Below are 17,591 nucleotides of genomic sequence, written 5' to 3'. Positions count from 1 at the left end.
CTGGCATTGATGATGGTCGAGGAGTATAGTTTTAAGGGCTTTTAGACGGTAGCCAGAATGTTCGACCTTGCACGCTCATGCGCTCTTGCAGCTCTCGCCGTGTTCTGCCTCGGCGGAGCGCCGGTTCACGCGCAAGTGGCGCCGCTGCGATATTGGATTCCCGGCGGGCCTTTCGGCCTTGGCGGCGCTGCCGGCCTGAGCTCCGACAGCTATGGCAACTTTGCGGGCTTCAACGCCGGAGAGGCCGATTGGCGTACGAGCTCTGCGAACGGCTTCGTCATCGGTCGCGAACGCGGAAATCTCGGATTGAGCGGCTTCAACCAGGCGGGCTCGCTCGGCAATTTCAGCGCGCTCTCTTATGACAGCACGCAATTTGGCTATCAGATGAAGACCGCCGGCGGCATGCCCGTCACCTTCTTTGCCGGCTTCGACACGCTGAAATACGGCAACGGCATCGGCAGCTCATTGGCGCCGCTCACCTCCAGCGCCGGGCCCGGTTATGGCGGGTTTGCGGGTGTCGAATTCAAGCCGACCTCAAATCTCAGCCTGTCGTTCGGTGTCGGCTACGCCCAGCAGGATTCGGGCCGCATGGACAGCGACATCAGATCGAACATGCTGCCCGGCGAATCGCCGGCGCTGAGCGGCCTTCGGCGCTAGGGTCGCATCACCAGCTCCGGCGGACGCCGCAGCGATTGCGGCAGGCTTGGGCCGGTGCCGAAGCGCATCACGATGTCGGGGCGTCGTTCGCCGAGGCCGAGCCGGGTCGCGAATTGCTGCCTCAGTGCTGCGACCTCGACCGGCTGGTTGACGAAGGAATATTTCAGTCCCAGTGCGGTCGCCTGCAAGCCGAAGCGCTGGCAGGCGCGGCCGACCGCGATCCAGTGCGAGGTGTCGCTGCGATCGGCAGCAAGCACGACGACACCGGCCGAGCTGTCGAGCTGCTCGCGATATTTCTTGTTTTCTCCGCTTTCGGTGAAGAACAGCTTCAGAAGCGGCCGGGCTATCCAGGACGGCAGCGCAGGATTTCCCGATGCGGGCGCGAACAACCCGTCCATGGTCGCGACCGCCTCTGCCTCGTTGAAGCGGATCCAGTCGACGAGCTCGCGCATGAAGGCCTTGTCGCGCATCTGCGCCGAATTGCCTTCGAGCACATAGTCGGCGACCTCAGCCATTCCGGCACGCTCGGTGATCAGGATCGCAGCGACGCCGGGTTGCCGGCAGGCGTTCTCGAGCTGGCGCAGGATCTCGGGCGCGGCTTGCTTGCCGGCGAAGGCCGCGCGGGTGCACTGCCTGACGGGAATTGCATCGGCCAGGGCCGATGCTGCAGGAGCGGCCTCGCCGAGCGTGATCACGATGCGATCGCCGTCGACGACCGGATCGGCGCGGCAGCCCAGCGTGGCCGCGGCGAGGATGAGGTTTTCGGCGGCGCAGCCGAGACTGACGAAGAGATGATGATCGTCGGGATCGACGGCCGGACAGCGCCGCGCGACGTCAGGCGCAATCGTGATGACATTGCCGCGGACGGAGAAAAGCCAGGGCTGGGTGTTGTGGCTGTTGGCCGCCAGCGTCGCAAACCGGACCAGCTCGCGATCCCTTAGGCCGGCTCGCAGCGGAGCCCGTGACGAGGTGACGGCCTCGTCGTAGGTCATCGCCGCCAGCGCGGCGGAAGGGCTGCCGATCGCTGCCGCAGAAAGCCCGAGCGCGGTCGTGATGAATTGTCGCCGGTTGGCCACGGACTTCCGCTCCACACCCCATGATGGGGCATTCTTAGCGCCAGGCGGCGCCGAGAAGATTGACCGGAATCAAGGTCGGCAGGATCACGATACGCCGGCGACCAGCGGACGCTGCAGGTGCCGGGCCATCAGGTCGGCGGCTTCGCCGTAGCGCCGCGCTTCCAGAACGTCGAGCAGGCGCAGATGCTCGCGCACGTGCCGCCTCATGCCGTCACGATCGGCGAAGCTGCGATAGGCGAACAGGCGCCTGATCGAGTTCACACGCTTGAGCGCTTCGAGGAAGAATGGATTGCCTGTTCCGCGGATGATCTCCTCGTGGAATTCGCAGCCGGAGTGAAAGATCTCGCCAATCGTCATCTTCTCGATTTCGCCGTCGAAGACCCGCTGTTGGCGCTCACGCAGGCGTGTGATCACCTCCTGGGGCAGTGCAAAGCCGGGCTGTGCGATCGCCGCCGGCTCGATCACCGCGCGAAACGCCTTGGCCTGCGCCTGCGCTTCGGGGCTCGAGACCGTCTCCGCGAAACGCCAGCCATAGCCGGGCAGGCGTGCGATCCAGCCCTCGGCGGCGATACGGTCCAGCAGCCGCTGCAACTCCGCGCGGCTCAGATCATAGCGGCGCAAGAGCTCCGCCTCCGTGACGTCGGCTGGGAGTCGGCTCGCGAGCACGTCCCCTGCGATGGCCGTATAAACCTGCTCGCCGCGCCTGACGGCCGCGAGCGCCGGTTGGGCGGCGCCGCTGGTCGGATTCTTCGCCAGCACGAAGCCACGATGCGGCTCGCCGCGTGCCAGCCCCGCCGCTTCCAGGGCCTTCAGGCCGAGCCGGATCGGCGCGCGTGAAAGGTCCAGCGCATCCGCAAGCCTTTGTTCGACCAAGCGGTCTCCGGCCTTCATGCCTTCGCGGCGGGCTAGCGCCATGATCAGGCCGGCGAGCTGCTCGGCCCGCTCGGAACCGTTCTTGTCGCTGCGCGGTCGGGAACTGTCGGTGGCGCTCATTGCAGTGCACGCAAGTTTTAGGGCTTGACAGACTGTCTCATGAATTGTTCTTTTATGCAATAATATACAATCGTCCCGAGGGAGACCCACATGGCCCGCGAGCCCGATGTCCACATTTGCGAGGTCGCGCCCCGCGATGGTCTTCAGAACCTGGACATCTTCGTTCCGACCGAGGCTAAATGCGCGTTGATCGACATGATCGCCGCCGCGGGCATACGCGAGATCGATGCCGGGTCGTTCGTCCCGCCGAAGGTCGTGCCGCAATTCGCCGACGTTGATGCGGTGATGGCGCATGCGCTCATGCACAAATCGACTCTCATCGGTGCGCTGGTGCCGAACCCGAAGGGCGCCGAGCGCGCCATCGGCGCCGGCGTCGACGCCGTCTATTTCGTCATCTCGGCCAGCGAGACGCACAACCGCGCAAACGTGCGCCGCTCGGTCGACGAGCAGGTCGAGGGGTTTCGCGCAGTCCGCGCTGCGATCGACGCCCAGCCGTTGGGGCAGCGGCCGCGCTTGATGGGGGCGATCTCCACCTCCTTCGGCTGCTCGCTGGAAGGGGAGGTGAGCGAAGCGGCGGTGTGCCGGGTTGCGCGCGCTTTTGCCGAAGCGCGTGCCGACGAGATCGGGCTTGCCGACACCGTCGGTTATGCGACGCCGAAATCGATCCGGCAGATCGTCGGGGCGGTGCAGCGCGAGCTCGGGTCGCAAATGACGCTGCGGCTGCATCTGCACGATACGCTCGGCGCCGGCCTGGCCAATGCCGTCGCCGGCCTTGAAGCGGGCATTCGCCGTTTCGATGCCGCCGTATCCGGCCTCGGCGGATGTCCCTTCGCTCCGGGCGCACGCGGCAACATCGTCACCGAGGATCTGGTGTTCATGCTGGAGCGCATGGGGCTCTCCACCGGCATCGACCTCGACCGCCTGCTGCAGACCCGCGAGATTCTCGCCCGCCACATCCCCGCAGACCATCTGACCGGGCATCTGCACGAGGCCGGAATTCCCAAGCTCCTGCGGAGCGCGGCATGACCATGGCTGTGCGTGAGACGGGATCTGAGCTTCGTCCGTTGGCGGGCCTTCGGGTCATCGAATTCAGCCAGATGGTGATGGGGCCGAGCTGCGGCTTGATCCTGGCCGATCTCGGTGCCGACGTGATCAAGGTCGAGCCGCCCAAAGGTGACCGTACCCGCGCCTTCAAGGGACCTGCCGCTGGCTTCTTTGCGACCTACAGCCGCAACAAGCGCAGCATCGCTCTGGACACGTCGACAGCACAGGGCCAGCACATCGCACGCAGACTGATCGAGCACAGCGACGTGCTGATCGAGAACTTCCGGCCGGGCCTGTTGAAGCGGATTGGTCTCGACTACGAGAGCGTCGCGGCTTTCGCGCCGCGCCTGATCTATTGCTCGCTCAAGGGCTATCTGCCTGGTCCTTACGAGAACCGCCTGGCGCTCGACGAAGTCGTGCAGATGATGGGCGGCCTCGCCTACATGACCGGTTTGCCCGACAGGCCGATGCGCGCCGGCGCCTCGGTCAATGACGTCATGGGCGGCATGTTCGGTGTGATCGCGATCCAGGCCGCGCTCGCCGAGCGGCAGCGTACCGGCCGGGGCCGCTACATCCAGAGTGCGCTGTATGAGAACAACGTGTTCCTGATGGCCCAGGCGATGATGTGCGAGGTGGTCAGCGGGCAGCCATCGATCCCCTATTCGATCAAGGACAGCCCGTGGCCCGTCTACGACCTCTTCGACACCAGGGATGGTTCGAAACTGTTCGTCACCATCGTCGGTGAAGAGCAATGGGAAGCGTTCTGCCGCGCCTTCGATCGCGAAGCCTGGCTCTCCGATCCACGCTTTGCGACCAGCAATGACCGGGTCGATCATCGCGGCTGGTTGATCCCGGAAATCGCAAATATCTTCAAGCAATGGGACAAGGCCGATCTCGCCGCGCGGCTCGAGCAGCTCGATCTGCCCTACGCACCGGTGAACAAGCCCGGCGATCTCTTCGATGATCCGCATCTCAACCAATCCGGCGGCCTGACCGACATCCGTTTGCCTGACGGTAATGAGGTCAAGACACCGCTGTTGCCGATTGCCATGGACGGAAAGCGGCTGTCCAACCGCTACGATCCACCCGGTATCGGCGAGCACAGCGGCGAGATCCTGCGCGAGATCGGGATGTCGCCGGATGAGATCGAACAGCTGCGACAAGCAGGGACAATCAAGGTCCCGCCGTCCTGACGGACCGCGCGATTGAACAAGAACCAAGGGAGGAGGATCACATGAGCATTTCGAGACGCCAGGCGCTGTTCGCGGGGTCTGCATGGGCCGGCGCGTCACTGCTGCCGGGGCCATTGCGTGCGGAGGCCAAGCAGGTCTCGCTCGCTTTCGGGCCGGTGTCGCCGGTTTACGCCGTCGGCATGATCGCGGAGCTGAAGGGGTACTTCAAGGACGAAGGGCTCGACTCCAAGCTCGTTACCGGCAATGCCGGTACGTTCGGCCGGCAGACATTGGCGGCGGGGCAGGCGCTGTTCGCGCACGGCGATGCCAGCCATCCGCTCCAGCTCGGTGCGCGCGGCAAGCCCTGCAGGATGCTGCTCGCGACCGAGATGGTATGCTCCTACGCCAACATCGTGGTCCGGCAGGACCTCTACGAGAGCGGCATCAATTCGATCGAGAAGCTCGCGGATTACAAGCGCCCCGACGGCGCCAAGCCGATCGTTGCCGCGACCGCCATCGGGTCAGGCACCTGGGTGTACGGCACCTATGTGTTCGAAGCGCGTGGGCTCGGCAACAAGGTGAACTGGGTTGCGGGCGGCGGGCCCAACACGATGTTCCCATCGCTGCAGACCAAGCAGTTCGACGCCATCGTGGCGCCGCCGAGCTGGATCGTCGAGGTCGAGAAGAAGGGTTTTGGCCGGACGATCTACGACACGTCGAAGCCTGGCGTGTTCGAGAAGGATTTCGGCGGGACGTTGCCCGTGCTGGTGATCTACACGCTCCAGGACACGGTCCAGCAGGACAAGGCGATGGTGCAGGCCTACGTCAACGCGATCTACCGGGCGATGGCTTTTGTGAAGGCGGCGCCGCTCGCGGAGGTGCAGGCGCTGGTCACGCCGAAGTATTTTTCAGGGATAGATCCCGATGCCGTCAGCGCCGAGCTCGGCTTCGACAAGTCGACCTGGGCCTATGACGGCGTCATCGACAAGGCGTCGTTCGAGCGCGGCGCCAAGCCCTGGTACCGCAAGGGCACGGACATTCCCGAGACCAGGTACGAGGATGCGGTCGACATGAGCTTCCTTCAGGCGGCCAGGGCGAAATACAAATGATCGCCGCGCCAAGCCAGAGCCTCGCGCTCGCGCGCGACGAGGATCGAGCAGCGGCTGCGCGCACGCGCATCGCCGTACAGGGTCTTGCCAAGCGCTTCAACGCGTCCGGACGCGAGTTCGTGGCGGTGGATGACGTTTCCTTCGAGGTCAAGCAGGGCGAGTTCGTCGCGCTGCTCGGTCCATCCGGCTGCGGCAAAAGCACCATTCTCAATATGGTCGCGGGGCTGTTGCCGCGCTCCGGCGGACGCATCCTGATCGACCAGGACACGGTCGAGACCGGCGAGGTCAACCCCAGGGTCGGCTATGTCTTCCAGCGCGATACGCTGTTTCCGTGGCGGACCGTGGAGCAGAACATCGGCTATGGGCTGGAGATCGCGGGAGTGCCAAAGAGCGAGCGCGCCGCGCGCGTTGCCACCGCCATCGAGAAGGCCGGCCTTGCAGGCTTTGCGCAGAGCTTCCCGCGCATGCTGTCCGGCGGCATGCGCCAGCGTGTCGCCTTAATGCGCACGCTGATCCTGGAGCCCGAGATCCTGCTGATGGACGAGCCGTTCGGCGCGCTCGACACCCACACCAAGCTCGAGATGCACAAGACGCTGCTGGAGATCTGGGAACGCGAGCGGCAGACCGTTCTGTTCGTGACGCACGATCTCGGCGAAGCCTTGACGCTGGCGAGCCGCATCATCCTGCTCTCGGCGCGCCCCGGGCGTCTCAAGGAAGACTTCGACGTCGCCATTCCGCGTCCGCGCGATCCCGTGGCCGTGCGCGAGACGGCCGAGTTCGCCCGGCTCTATTCCCACATCTGGCATTCCCTCGGCGAAGAATTCCGCCGCACCAGGGCCGACTGATCATGTCCAACAGCCGCACCGTCATCCTGTTCTGGCAATTGGCCATTCTCGCAGTGGTTCTCGTCGTCTGGCAATGGGGCTTCGAATGGAGCAAGACGCTGCTGCCGAAGGCCTACGTGCCGAAAATCCTCGATCCCTATTTCGTCGCCAAGCCGTCGCTGATCTGGCAGAGTTTCTTGCGGCTTGGCTGCTTCGCAGACGCGACCGGCTTTACCGCCTGCATCAAGGGCAGCGACAACAATCTATGGCTTGCCACACTCGTCACGTTGAAGAACACCTGGTGGGGCTTTCTGTTCGGCTCGGCGAGCGGGATCGCGGCCGGCCTGGTGCTCGGCCGTTCCGATTTCCTCTCTCGCGTGTTCAGCCCCTACATCGTGGCGCTCAACTCCATACCGCGCATTGCGCTGGTCCCGCTCGTCATCCTGATTTTCGGCCTCGGTGACCTCTCCAAGATCGCAACCGCCTGGCTCGTCGTGTTCTTCGTGGTGTTCTTCAATACCTTCGAAGGAACGCGTGCGGTCGACCGTGACCAGATCGCTGCCGCCCGCCTGCTCGGCGCCAGCGAATTCACGGTGCTGCGCACGGTCGTGATCCCGTCCGCGCTCGCCTGGGTGTTTGCCTCGCTCCTGCCGGCCGTTTCTTTCGCGCTGATCGGCGTCATTGTCGGCGAGTTCATCGGCGCCGAACGCGGTCTCGGCAAGCTCATCATCGAAGCCGAGGCGCGGGCCAATGCCAGCGAGATGATGGTGGCCATCTTCGTCATGATGTTCGTCGGCATCCTGCTGGCGATCGCGGTGCGTTCGCTGCAGTCCTACCTCTTGCGATGGCAGCCGCAATTCGAGGCTTCGGCGTAGCCCGCGTCAGCGGCTGAACCGCGCCACCAGCTCGACATGCGGCGTGTGGCGGAACTGGTCGACCGGTACCACGGACTCCAGCCGATAGCCGCCGTCGATCAAGAGCCGTGCGTCGCGGGCAAAGGTCGCGGCGTTGCAGGACACGGCGATCACGAGCGGCACCTTGCTCGCCGCAAGCTTCAGAGCCTGCGCCTGCGCGCCCTGGCGCGGCGGGTCGAATACCACGGCGTCGAAGTCCCGCAGCTCCTGCGGCACCAGCGGCCGGCGGAACAGATCGCGGGGCTCGCACTTGATCGGCTTCAGGCCAGGTGTTCGCGCAGCTTTCGCCAGCGCCGCGATGGCGCCGGCGTCGCTGTCATAGGCTGCAACGCGCGCCTTCTCCGCGAGCCTGAGCGCAAACGGACCGACGCCGCAGAAGAGGTCGAGCACCTCCTTGGCCTTGCCGATGCGCTCTGTGACGAGTGCCGCAAGCGCCTCCTCGCCTGCCACCGTCGCCTGCAGGAACGAGCCCGGCGGCAGCGTCACCTCGGCGCGGCCCATCCTCACCGTCGGCGGCAAGCGTTGCAGCACCAGCTCGCCATGCCGGGTCAGCCGCGCCAGGCGGTGCTGCTCGGCGACCCGCGACAGCGCGGTGACCAGCGCCGTCGGCAGCGGGCCCGAGCCGCGCACGTCGACATCGAGCCCGTTGGCGGTCGCGGTGACCTGGATGTCCAATGGCTTGGTCACCGGCATCTTGGACGTCAGCGGCTCGGCCAGTGCCCAGGCGGCATCGAGTGCGCCCTCGAGCGCGGGATCGAGGATCGGACAACGATGGATCGGGATGACGTCGTGCGAGCTCGCAGCCGAAAAGCCGACCTTGAGGATGTCGTGCGTGCCGAACCGGCCGTGCAGCGTGATGCGCCGGCGCCCGGCGCCGTGGGCGTCGACCAGCGGCGCCACCTCGCAATCGATGCCGGCCTGCGCCAGCGTTTCGATCACGATGTTGCGCTTCCAGGCCCGATACGGCTCGTTCGCCCAATGCTGGATCGCGCAGCCGCCACACACGCCGAAATGCGGACAGAATGGTTCGACGCGTTCCGGGCTTGCGACCTCCACCGCCAGCAGCTTGCGCCGGTCGGGATGATGGCCTGCGACGTGATCGACCTCGACGGTCTCGCCGCCGAGCGTATAGGGCACATAGATTGCTTCGCCGGCGTCGAGGCAGACGCCGTCGCCGCGATGGCCGACATGATCGATCGTGATGCGCTCAACCACGGCGCGCGCCCAGGAAGAATTCGATATTGCCGTCGCCGCCGGTGATCGGCGAGGGGAATATGTCGATCTCGGTGCAGCCGAGCGAAGCCGCGAAGGCTGCGATGTCGTCGCAGATCTCCCGGTGCACGGCGGCATCGCGGATGATGCCCTTCTTGTTGTGCTTCCGCTCCGCCTCGAATTGCGGCTTGATCAGCGCCAGCAGGCTCATCGGCGCGGCTGCCAGCGACAGAGCTACCGGCAGCACTGATTTCAGCGAGATGAAGCTGACGTCGATGACGACGACATCGGGCCGCGCCGGCAGGCGCTTGCCCTCATAGCTGCGGATGTCGGTCTCCTCCATCGACACGATCTTGGGATGATCGCGCAGCGAGGGATGCAGCTGGCTGGTTCCGACATCGATGGCGAACACCAGGCTCGCGCCGTTCGCCAGCAGCACCTCGGTGAAGCCGCCGGTGGATGCGCCGACGTCGAGGCAGACATGGTCCTCGATCTCAATCGGGTACCGCTCCAGCGCCCCGGCGAGCTTGACGCCGCCGCGGGAGACGTAAGGGTGCGCCGGCTCGGCCTGGATCACCGCGTCCTCGGCAATCGTCTCCGACGGCTTTGCGACCTGCTTGTCGTCGGCCGTGACGAGGCCGGCCTCGATCGCCGCGCGGGCCCGCGCCCGGCTCTCGAACAGGCCGCGCTCGACCAGCAATACATCCGCGCGCTTGCGGGCAGGGGGCATCGGATCTCCGACGGACGACTAAAAAGCTTATGTAGCGATCAATCGCGCGGCCGCCATCCGGACGCAAGTCTCGAACGCGGTGAGATCGTGCCAGACGTCGGTCGGCATAGTGGCCGGCGTCACCAGCGGGCAGCCGTGCAGCTCCAGCGCATGGATCATCATGAGGTTGTCGACGAGGCCGAAATCTTCGACCGTCAGCCCTTGGGCATCGACCAGCCGCCCGTTCTCGGAGGTGACCTCCATGAAGCGACTGAGGCGGTCGGCATAGGCGGCGCCATCGTTGGAATAAGCCAGGCAGAATTTGCGGCGGCCGGCCATGTAGCCGAGCTCGTAGACGGTGCCGGGATCGGCGCCGGCGCCGCGGAACGGCGTGAGGTTGGCGATGATGGCATCGGCCGCGTCCATCATCGCCTCGTTGCCGCAGAAAATCTGCCGCGAGGCGTCGCACGCGGTGAGGTCGATCGCGTTGTCGAGGGGATAAAGGCCGGTAAGCCCGTGCGCGGCGCAGATTTCGACCTTGCGCCGGCCGATCTCGACGGCATCCGGCAGGAACACGTCGGGGCCTGCCAGATAGATATTCATCGCACGACCGATTGAGAAGGCATCGGAGTTGCCGCGACGTCGGCGGTGCAAAACCTCTCCCAAGGGGAGAGGTCGCGCCGAAGGTGCGGGTGAGGGTTACGCTCTCACGTGGGATCTGAGCCCCTCACCCGGATTGCACTGGACGATGCGCATCGCCAGGAGCAATCCGACCTCTCCCTACGGGAGAGGTGGGGTTCAGCGTCTGCCGCGACAATCAAGCCAGCTTGACCGTCTCGGTCTTCACATCCTTGCCGAGCGCCTCGAACACCTTGGCCACGATGCCCTTGGCGTCGAGGCCGGCGCGGGCGTACATGGCGGCCGGGGTGTCGTGATCCTGGAACACGTCGGGCAGCACCATCGAGCGGAACTTGACCATGCCGGTGTCGAGCACGCCCTGATCGGTCAGGAACTGCGCGACATGCGAGCCGAAGCCGCCGATCGAGCCTTCCTCGATCGTGATCAGGATCTCGTGGTCGCGCGCGAGCTTGAGGACCAGCTCGGTGTCGAGCGGCTTCATGAAGCGCGCATCGGCGATCGTGGTCGACAGGCCGTGGGCGGCGAGCTCGTCGGCGGCCTTCTCGCATTCGGCGAGACGGGTGCCGAAGGAGAGCAGCGCGATCTTGCTGCCCTGGCGGATCACGCGGCCCTTGCCGATCTCGAGCGGAATGCCGACCTCGGGCATCTCGATGCCGCGGCCTTCGCCGCGCGGATAGCGCAGCGAGCTCGGACGGTCGTCGATCGCAACCTGGGTCGCCACCATGTGCACCAGCTCGGCTTCATCCGCCGCCGCCATGATCACCATGTTGGGCAGGCAGCCGAGATAGGCGTTGTCGAACGAGCCGGCATGGGTCGCACCGTCGGCGCCGACGAGGCCGGCGCGATCGATGGCGAAGCGGACGGGCAGGCTCTGGATCGCGACGTCGTGGACGATCTGGTCGTAGCCGCGCTGCAGGAAGGTCGAGTAGATCGCGCAGAACGGCTTGTAGCCTTCGGTAGCAAGGCCCGCGGCAAAGGTCACCGCGTGCTGCTCGGCGATGCCGACGTCGAAGGTGCGGTCGGGGAAGGCCTTGTTGAAGATGTCGACACCGGTGCCCGACGGCATCGCCGCGGTGATGGCGACGATCTTGTCGTCCTTCTGCGCTTCCTTGACGAGGCTCTGGCCGAACACGTTCTGATAGGCCGGCGCGTTCGGCTTGGCCTTGGCCTGCGTGCCGGTCGCGACGTCGAACTTGACGACGGCGTGATACTTGTCGGCGGAGGCTTCCGCCGGGCCGTAGCCCTTGCCCTTCTGCGTCACGACGTGGACCAGGATCGGACCGGTCTCCATGTCGCGGACGTTCTTCAGCACGGGCAGGAGATGGTCGAGGTTGTGGCCGTCGATCGGGCCGACATAGTAGAAGCCGAGCTCCTCGAACAGCGTGCCGCCGTCCATCATGAAGCCGCGGGAATATTCCTCGACGCGATTGGCGCGGTTGGCGAGGATCTTGGGCAGGCGCTTGTTGATCTGCTTGGCCGCATCGCGCAGCGTGCGATAGGTCTTGCCGGAATAGAGGCGCGACAGATAAGCGCTCATGGCGCCGACCGGCGGCGCGATCGACATGTCGTTGTCGTTGAGAATGACGATCAGGCGCGAGTTCATCGCCCCCGCATTGTTCATGGCCTCATAGGCCATGCCGGCCGACATCGCGCCGTCACCGATCACGGCGATAACGTTGTTCTTGCCGCCGGAGAGGTCGCGCGCCACGGCCATGCCGAGGCCGGCGGAGATCGAGGTCGAGGAATGCGCCGCGCCGAACGGATCGTAGTCGCTCTCGCTGCGCTTGGTGAAGCCGGACAGGCCGCCGCCGGTGCGCAGCGTGCGGATGCGGTCGCGCCGGCCGGTGAGGATCTTGTGCGGATAGGCCTGGTGGCCGACGTCCCAGATCAGCCGGTCGCGCGGCGTATCGAAGACGTAATGGATCGCGGTGGTGAGCTCGACCACGCCGAGGCCCGCGCCGAAGTGACCGCCGGTCACCGAGACGGCATCGATGGTCTCCTGCCGCAGCTCGTCGGCAACCTGGCGAACCTGCTCGACCTTGAGCTTGCGCAGATCTTCCGGCGTCCGGATGGTGTCGAGAAGCGGCGTCTTACTGTATGCGTTCACGGCGATTTCCAATTTGTCAGCACCGGAAGGTCATTCCGGTGCGCGATGGGTTTGCACAATATCGGCGCAGCGCGAGTCCTATAACCGTCGGAGCCACCTGCACGGGGCAAGGCCCCGCCTTCAAGCTTAGGTAAGCTTAAGTGTGCTCCGGTTCAGTCTCTGTGATCCCTGTCACTTAGATCGGCTTCGTCCGTCCCAAGCCAATTTCATCAGCAGTTTGAAGCACTTGTCGTCGGTAATCGGTGCCCACGCAAGGCTTACAAAAAGCCACACTCCGCGCAGCTTTACACCAAAGCTTAGGCCAAAGCCAACCCGCTGGGCCGATTAGGGGTATGCAGGTGCAACTCGCGGACCAGAAGTGGTTAACCTCGGTGCGGGGTAAGGGGTTCCGGCCTTGCTCGGTTCTTGGCAGGCTTTTTGGCCCGAGTATGGGCTTTTCTAGCTCTCAACGACCCGATTCGAAGGCAGGGACGTATCCACCGCCAGGGAACCGCATGCCGGCCGGGAACTGCGCACGGCGATAAGGACGCAGCGGCCACGCTCACCGCGAAGACATTCTACGCGGACCTGCGTCGCGGTCTTGCACGGCCCTGCGGGGGTCAGAAGACTGAGCGGGAGAGCACTCTTATTACTGGACGTCGAGCGGGGCCGTGCCGGTGGCCTGGCCGCTGGCATCGGTGGTGATCTTGTCGACGCGCGCCTCGGCCTGGCGCAACAATTCCTCGCAGCGCCGCTTCAGGGCCTCGCCGCGCTCGTAGATCGTCACGGATTCCTCGAGCGGCACCTTGCCGTCCTCGAGCCGCTTCACGATCGTTTCGAGTTCCTCGATCGCGCGCTCGAAGGTGAGCCTGGAGACGTCGACTTGAGTGTTTTCGGCCATATCCGTTTCCGATTGCCCGATTCGCTTCACCTTTGAGAAAGCAGAGTTTTACGGGCGTAATGTGGCGGGTGGGTCAAGCGCCCATCAGGGCGCCGACATGCGCCGTAACAGATTCTTTCAGTCCCTGCAGGTCATAGCCGCCCTCGAGCACCGAAACAACGCGGCCGCCGGCGGTCTTGTCGGCGAGGTCCATCAGCTTGCGCGTCACCCAGGCATAGTCCTCCGCGCGCAGGTTGAGCGAAGCCAGGGGATCGCGATAATGCGCGTCGAAGCCGGCCGAGATGATCAAGAGCTCCGGGCTGAATTTCTCGAGCTGCGGCAGGATCAGATTCTCGAACGCGACGCGGAATTCCGGGCCGCCGTCCTCGGAGGCGAGCGGCGCATTGACGATGGTGTCGTGATCGCCGCGCTCGCTTTTGGCGCCGGTGCCCGGAAACAGCGGCATCTGGTGCGTCGAGCAGTACATCACGGTCGGGTCCGACCAGAAGATGTCCTGCGTGCCGTTGCCGTGATGCACGTCGAAGTCGACGATGGCCGCGCGCCTGATGCCGTATTTGCGCTGGGCGTGGCGCGCGGCGATCGCGACGTTGTCGAAGAAGCAGAAGCCCATCGGCTTGCCGATCTCGGCGTGATGTCCGGGCGGGCGGACCGCGACGAAGGCGTTGCGATGCTCGCCGGCCATCACCGCTTCGGTCGCCGCAACCGCACCGCCGACGCCGCGCATCACCGCCTCCCATGTGCCCGGGGACATCGAGGTGTCGCCGTCGATGTAGACCTGACCGCTGGTGGGCGCGATGTGGCGCAGCTCGGTGACGTAATGCTCGTTGTGGCAGAGCGTGACGAGATCGAGATCGCCCTCCGGCGCCTCCTCGCGCGCCAGGAACTGGAAGCGCTCATGCGACAAGGCTTCTTCCACCGCGCGTAGGCGATCCGGCCTTTCAGGGTGTCCCGGCGGCGTGACATGGTCGAGGCAGGCCTTGTGGGAAAGGAGAAGCGTGCTCATCAGGTCGGCCTCACGGAAAAACGGGCTTTTGCCGTCGTTGGCGCATCCGGCGCCAAAACGCAATGCAAAACCCAATCTAAGCGCTTGGCCGGGAATGGCAAAGGGCTGCCCGCTTGATCCGGATCAATTCACCCGCAGGATGCGCCTGGGCGGCAGCGGACCGACCGGCCCGTGCGCCCGGAAGAACGCGAACAGCGCGTCCGCATCGTAACCGCCGTATTGTGGCGCGGTGCCCTGCTTGGCGACGGTAAACCCGTCTCCGCCGACGGCGAGGTAATCGTTGAGCGTGACGCGGTAGCCGCTTCCTGGCTCGATCGGCCTGCCGTTGAGTGTCATCTTCTCCAGGCTGACGCGCTCGCCGAACGGTTTTGAAGCATCCCAGGTATAGCTGAAGCCGTTCGACACCTGGAGAATCCGCGGCCGCTTCGGGTCCAGCCATTGCTGCTCGAGTAAGTCCTTGAGCTGGCTGCCCGTCAGCGTCATGGTGACAAGACGATTGCGGAACGGCTGGCTGGCGAAGACGTCGCCGAACGTGATCGCGCCGTTCTCCTTTGGAACGATGTCGGTGCGGATGCCGCCGGGATTGGTGAGCGCGATGACGGCGCTGCCATCCTTCGCATCGCGCGTTGCGAGCAATTGCGCGTCGGCGATGATATCGCCGAGCGCGCTTTCGCCGGCCTCGTTCGGCACGCGCGACAATGTCTGCGTCACCGAGCCGGCGGGCCGGTTGGCGATCGGCGCGGAGAGCTTGTCGTAGGCGTCGATCAACGCGGTCTGCTCGGGATCCCTGGCCAGCGAAGCATTGGCGACGATGACGTTCTCGGCCTTGGCGGCGACGATATCGCGAGTCACAGGATCGAGCTTGAGGTCGATCGCGGTGACGAGTGTGCCGTATTTGTCGCCGCTGGTGACGAGCCGCCCGTCGATATCGCAGATGTAGGCGCGATGGGTGTGGCCGCTGACGACGACGTCGACGGCAGGATCGAACTTCCTGACTATGTCGACGATCGGTCCCGTGATGGCAGGGCATTCATTGTAGTCGCCGGCGGGCTCGCCGCCCTGGTGGATCAGCACCACGATCGCTTCGACGCCGCGCGACTTCAGCTGCGGCACCAGCGCGTTCACCGTCTCGGCCTCGTCGCGGAATTCGAGCCCGGCGATGCCCGCGGGCGAGACGATGCCGGCGGTCTCCTTCAACGTCAGGCCGATGAAGCCGACGGGGATGCCGTCGAACTCCCTGATCTCGTAGGGCGGCAGCACGCTCTTGCCGGTCGCGGTCTCGACGGTGGAGGCCGCGAGATAACGGAATTTGGCGCCCGTGAAGGGATGCGGCCCCTGGCAGCCGTCGACGGGATGACAGCCGCCGTTCTGCATGCGCAGAAGCTCGGTGTTGCCCTCGTCGAATTCGTGATTGCCGACCGAGCTGATCGCAAGGCCCATCATCGAGAGCGCCTCGATCGAGGGCTCGTCGTGAAACATCGCCGACAGAAACGGGCTCGCGCCGATCAGGTCGCCTGCGGCGACGAAGATGGCGTTCTTGTGTCCTTCGCGCAGCTGCTTCAGCAGCGTCGCCATGTACTCGGCGCCGCCGGCCGCCACCGTCACCTTCTTGGACTTGTCCTCGGGGTCGTTGATGCGGATGCCGCCCGGCGGCGGCCGCAGATGGCCATGGAAATCGTTGATCGCGAGAATGCGCAGCTCGACGGGGGCTGCGCTCTGGGCCGCAGCGGGGAGGGTGCCGGTGAGAGCGAGGACGAAGCAAGCCAGGCGGAGAAGATGTCGCATGGAGTTAGACTATTCGTTCGGCGCGAAGATTTCACGAAGGTTGTTGTCGTCATTTTTGAGGCACGCGCAGCGTCGTTCCCCCGACAATCCCATCATCGCACGAGCCATGCCGCTCGATGAATGCCAGGTCCGCTACGTGCCGCAACAATTAGCTACAATGTTTCATTTGAAAAACCGCTGGTTGTGGGGCACGATCCGGCCCCGTTCCCTTCAGACAGACCGTCAGATTCATGATTGCCGCCCCCCGGATCGACGAATCCTCACCGTATTATCGCGGCTGGCGGGTCGTGCTGGCGTGCTTCCTGATGGCCTTCTTCATGTTCGGCTTCGGCCTCTACGGCCAAGGCGTCTATCTCGCCGAGTTGCAGCGCGCTCACGGCTGGCCGGGCACGCTGATCTCCGCGGCCAGCACCTTCTCGTTTCTCCTGACCTCCGTGCTCGTCATCTTCACCGATGACCTGCTCGAGCGCATCGGGCTGCGCGCGCTGATCCTGTGCGGCCTGTCGGCGCTCGGCGCTTCGACCGTGCTGCTGGCGCTGGTGCAGACGCCCTGGCAGCTCTATCTCGCCTATGCGCTGATGTCGGTTGGCTGGACCGGCATGGGCACGGTGGTGATCGCGACCGTGCTGAATTCCTGGTTCGAGCAGCGGCGCGGCCTCGCGCTCAGCCTTGCCTTCAACGGCGCGACTTGCGGCGGCATCATTCTCGTTCCGCTGTTGCTATCGCTGACCGGCAGCATCGGCTTCCGGTCTGCGATGCTGACGGCGACCCTCGCGATGATGGTGCTGGTGCTGCCGGCGGTCGTGACCTTCATCGGATGGCCCGCAGGGATGTCGCCTGCAGCCGGCGGACGTTCCTCCGGCTCCTCAGCGCCGGTTCGCTCGCGCAAGGCGGTGCTCGCCAACGCGGCGTTCTGGACCATGGTGCTGCCGATCGCGCTCGCGCTGCTGGCGCAGATGGGTTTCATCGTCCACCAGGTGACGTTTCTCGAGCCGCTGATCGGCCGCTCCGCCGCAGGGCTTGCCGTCACGATCATGGCGGCGATGGCGATCGTCGGGCGCCTCTCGCTCGGCCTGTTCGTCGACCGGCTCGATGCCCGGCTCGCCTGTGCGGTTTCGATGACGAGCCAGGCGGCTGCGCTGTTCGTAGCTCTGCAAAGCACGAGCCCGACCGTGCTGCTGGCCTGCTGCGCCGTCTACGGCTTCTCGATGGGCAACATCATCACGTTCCCGCCCTTGATCATCCAGCGCGAGATCGGTGCTTCGGCCTTCGCGACCGCGGTGGGCTTGGGCACCTCGATCAGCGGCATCGTCAGCGCCTTCGGCCCCGGTGTCGTCGGTCTCGTGCGGAGCGTTACGGGCAATTACACGACGGCGTTTGCGATCTGCGTGGTGCTCGATCTCGCCGCGGCGGGCGTGGTGCTGTGGCGGCCGGGGAGAAGGGCTCAGGTCGCAGCTTTGTAGCCCG

Annotated in this window: 16 protein-coding genes; 7 read left to right on the top strand and 9 right to left on the bottom strand. The window is 65.2% G+C overall.

The window, feature by feature from the left end:
* Positions 1-57: 57 nt before the first annotated feature.
* The gene (locus I6F20_RS20140) at positions 58-657 is read left to right on the top strand and encodes a hypothetical protein (protein ID WP_109144619.1); all 600 of its coding nucleotides are present in this window, start codon (positions 58-60) and stop codon (positions 655-657) included.
* On the opposite strand, the gene I6F20_RS20135 is transcribed toward I6F20_RS20140, so the two are convergent.
* Positions 654-1,733: an Acg family FMN-binding oxidoreductase gene (locus I6F20_RS20135; RefSeq protein WP_225127550.1), complete on the bottom strand. Its 1,080-nt coding sequence runs from the start codon at positions 1,731-1,733 to the stop codon at positions 654-656. The genes I6F20_RS20140 and I6F20_RS20135 overlap by 4 nt on opposite strands.
* Positions 1,734-1,817: 84 nt before the next feature.
* Positions 1,818-2,840: a GntR family transcriptional regulator gene (locus I6F20_RS20130; RefSeq protein WP_225127548.1), complete on the bottom strand. Its 1,023-nt coding sequence runs from the start codon at positions 2,838-2,840 to the stop codon at positions 1,818-1,820.
* Here I6F20_RS20130 and I6F20_RS20125 point away from each other — a divergent pair.
* Genes I6F20_RS20125 through I6F20_RS20105 form a run of 5 tightly spaced genes read left to right on the top strand, consistent with a single transcriptional unit; the run spans position 2,817 to position 7,750 of the window.
* A complete protein-coding gene (locus tag I6F20_RS20125; protein WP_225127546.1) occupies positions 2,817-3,752 on the top strand; it encodes a hydroxymethylglutaryl-CoA lyase in 936 nt (311 codons plus the stop codon). The genes I6F20_RS20130 and I6F20_RS20125 overlap by 24 nt on opposite strands.
* On the top strand, positions 3,749-4,963 hold the full coding sequence (locus tag I6F20_RS20120; RefSeq protein ID WP_109144616.1) for a CaiB/BaiF CoA transferase family protein: 1,215 nt from the start codon (positions 3,749-3,751) through the stop codon (positions 4,961-4,963). The genes I6F20_RS20125 and I6F20_RS20120 overlap by 4 nt, the downstream gene beginning before the upstream one ends.
* A 41-nt stretch (positions 4,964-5,004) precedes the next feature.
* Positions 5,005-6,051 carry an ABC transporter substrate-binding protein gene (locus I6F20_RS20115; RefSeq protein ID WP_225112637.1) on the top strand — a complete coding sequence of 349 codons (1,047 nt, stop codon included), beginning with the start codon at positions 5,005-5,007 and terminating at the stop codon, positions 6,049-6,051.
* Positions 6,048-6,896 carry an ABC transporter ATP-binding protein gene (locus I6F20_RS20110; protein WP_225127544.1) on the top strand — a complete coding sequence of 283 codons (849 nt, stop codon included), beginning with the start codon at positions 6,048-6,050 and terminating at the stop codon, positions 6,894-6,896. The genes I6F20_RS20115 and I6F20_RS20110 overlap by 4 nt, the downstream gene beginning before the upstream one ends.
* Before the next feature lie 2 nt (positions 6,897-6,898).
* The gene (locus I6F20_RS20105; RefSeq protein WP_036004112.1) at positions 6,899-7,750 is read left to right on the top strand and encodes an ABC transporter permease; all 852 of its coding nucleotides are present in this window, start codon (positions 6,899-6,901) and stop codon (positions 7,748-7,750) included.
* 6 nt (positions 7,751-7,756) lie between these two features.
* Here I6F20_RS20105 and I6F20_RS20100 read toward each other — a convergent pair whose 3' ends face one another.
* The 7 genes from I6F20_RS20100 to I6F20_RS20070 all read right to left on the bottom strand — a co-directional run bounded on the left by I6F20_RS20100 (position 7,757) and on the right by I6F20_RS20070 (position 16,124).
* Positions 7,757-9,004, bottom strand: coding sequence for a class I SAM-dependent RNA methyltransferase (locus I6F20_RS20100; protein ID WP_225127542.1), 1,248 nt, complete (start codon positions 9,002-9,004; stop codon positions 7,757-7,759).
* Positions 8,997-9,731, bottom strand: coding sequence for a TlyA family RNA methyltransferase (locus tag I6F20_RS20095; RefSeq protein ID WP_225127540.1), 735 nt, complete (start codon positions 9,729-9,731; stop codon positions 8,997-8,999). The genes I6F20_RS20100 and I6F20_RS20095 overlap by 8 nt, the downstream gene beginning before the upstream one ends.
* Before the next feature lie 27 nt (positions 9,732-9,758).
* A complete protein-coding gene (locus I6F20_RS20090) occupies positions 9,759-10,313 on the bottom strand; it encodes a nucleoside 2-deoxyribosyltransferase (protein ID WP_225127539.1) in 555 nt (184 codons plus the stop codon).
* A gap of 214 nt (positions 10,314-10,527) precedes the next feature.
* Complete coding sequence (dxs, locus tag I6F20_RS20085; RefSeq protein ID WP_225127537.1) at positions 10,528-12,456, bottom strand: 1-deoxy-D-xylulose-5-phosphate synthase; 1,929 nt, start codon at positions 12,454-12,456, stop codon at positions 10,528-10,530.
* Positions 12,457-13,084: 628 nt separating this feature from the next.
* Positions 13,085-13,336 carry an exodeoxyribonuclease VII small subunit gene (locus tag I6F20_RS20080; protein ID WP_008132970.1) on the bottom strand — a complete coding sequence of 84 codons (252 nt, stop codon included), beginning with the start codon at positions 13,334-13,336 and terminating at the stop codon, positions 13,085-13,087.
* A gap of 73 nt (positions 13,337-13,409) precedes the next feature.
* Positions 13,410-14,339: a histone deacetylase family protein gene (locus I6F20_RS20075; protein ID WP_109145896.1), complete on the bottom strand. Its 930-nt coding sequence runs from the start codon at positions 14,337-14,339 to the stop codon at positions 13,410-13,412.
* A 123-nt stretch (positions 14,340-14,462) separates the two neighbouring features.
* The gene (locus tag I6F20_RS20070; protein WP_225127534.1) at positions 14,463-16,124 is read right to left on the bottom strand and encodes a bifunctional metallophosphatase/5'-nucleotidase; all 1,662 of its coding nucleotides are present in this window, start codon (positions 16,122-16,124) and stop codon (positions 14,463-14,465) included.
* Positions 16,125-16,354: 230 nt separating this feature from the next.
* Between I6F20_RS20070 and I6F20_RS20065 the strand changes: the two genes are divergently transcribed.
* Complete coding sequence (locus I6F20_RS20065; RefSeq protein WP_225127532.1) at positions 16,355-17,587, top strand: MFS transporter; 1,233 nt, start codon at positions 16,355-16,357, stop codon at positions 17,585-17,587.
* Positions 17,588-17,591: the final 4 nt, after the last annotated feature.

It is taken from the genome of Bradyrhizobium sp. IC3123 (assembly GCF_020193625.1).
GTDB classification, from domain to species: domain Bacteria; phylum Pseudomonadota; class Alphaproteobacteria; order Rhizobiales; family Xanthobacteraceae; genus Bradyrhizobium; species Bradyrhizobium yuanmingense.
The sequence above is the reverse complement of the archived record's forward strand: the minus strand, read 5'-3'. Positions and strand labels throughout refer to the sequence as shown.

Excerpts from the sequence above, each read along its gene's own strand:
- I6F20_RS20120 (WP_109144616.1), top strand. The coding sequence starts at position 3,749 with ATGACCATGGCTGTGCGTGAGACGGGATCTGAGCTTCGTCCGTTGGCG.
- I6F20_RS20140 (WP_109144619.1), top strand. The coding sequence starts at position 58 with ATGTTCGACCTTGCACGCTCATGCGCTCTTGCAGCTCTCGCCGTGTTC.
- I6F20_RS20095 (WP_225127540.1), bottom strand. The coding sequence starts at position 9,731 with ATGCCCCCTGCCCGCAAGCGCGCGGATGTATTGCTGGTCGAGCGCGGC.
- I6F20_RS20065 (WP_225127532.1), top strand. The coding sequence starts at position 16,355 with ATGATTGCCGCCCCCCGGATCGACGAATCCTCACCGTATTATCGCGGC.
- I6F20_RS20115 (WP_225112637.1), top strand. The coding sequence starts at position 5,005 with ATGAGCATTTCGAGACGCCAGGCGCTGTTCGCGGGGTCTGCATGGGCC.
- I6F20_RS20070 (WP_225127534.1), bottom strand. The coding sequence starts at position 16,124 with ATGCGACATCTTCTCCGCCTGGCTTGCTTCGTCCTCGCTCTCACCGGC.
- I6F20_RS20105 (WP_036004112.1), top strand. The coding sequence starts at position 6,899 with ATGTCCAACAGCCGCACCGTCATCCTGTTCTGGCAATTGGCCATTCTC.
- I6F20_RS20110 (WP_225127544.1), top strand. The coding sequence starts at position 6,048 with ATGATCGCCGCGCCAAGCCAGAGCCTCGCGCTCGCGCGCGACGAGGAT.
- I6F20_RS20090 (WP_225127539.1), bottom strand. The coding sequence starts at position 10,313 with ATGAATATCTATCTGGCAGGCCCCGACGTGTTCCTGCCGGATGCCGTC.
- I6F20_RS20125 (WP_225127546.1), top strand. The coding sequence starts at position 2,817 with ATGGCCCGCGAGCCCGATGTCCACATTTGCGAGGTCGCGCCCCGCGAT.
- I6F20_RS20075 (WP_109145896.1), bottom strand. The coding sequence starts at position 14,339 with ATGAGCACGCTTCTCCTTTCCCACAAGGCCTGCCTCGACCATGTCACG.
- I6F20_RS20080 (WP_008132970.1), bottom strand. The coding sequence starts at position 13,336 with ATGGCCGAAAACACTCAAGTCGACGTCTCCAGGCTCACCTTCGAGCGC.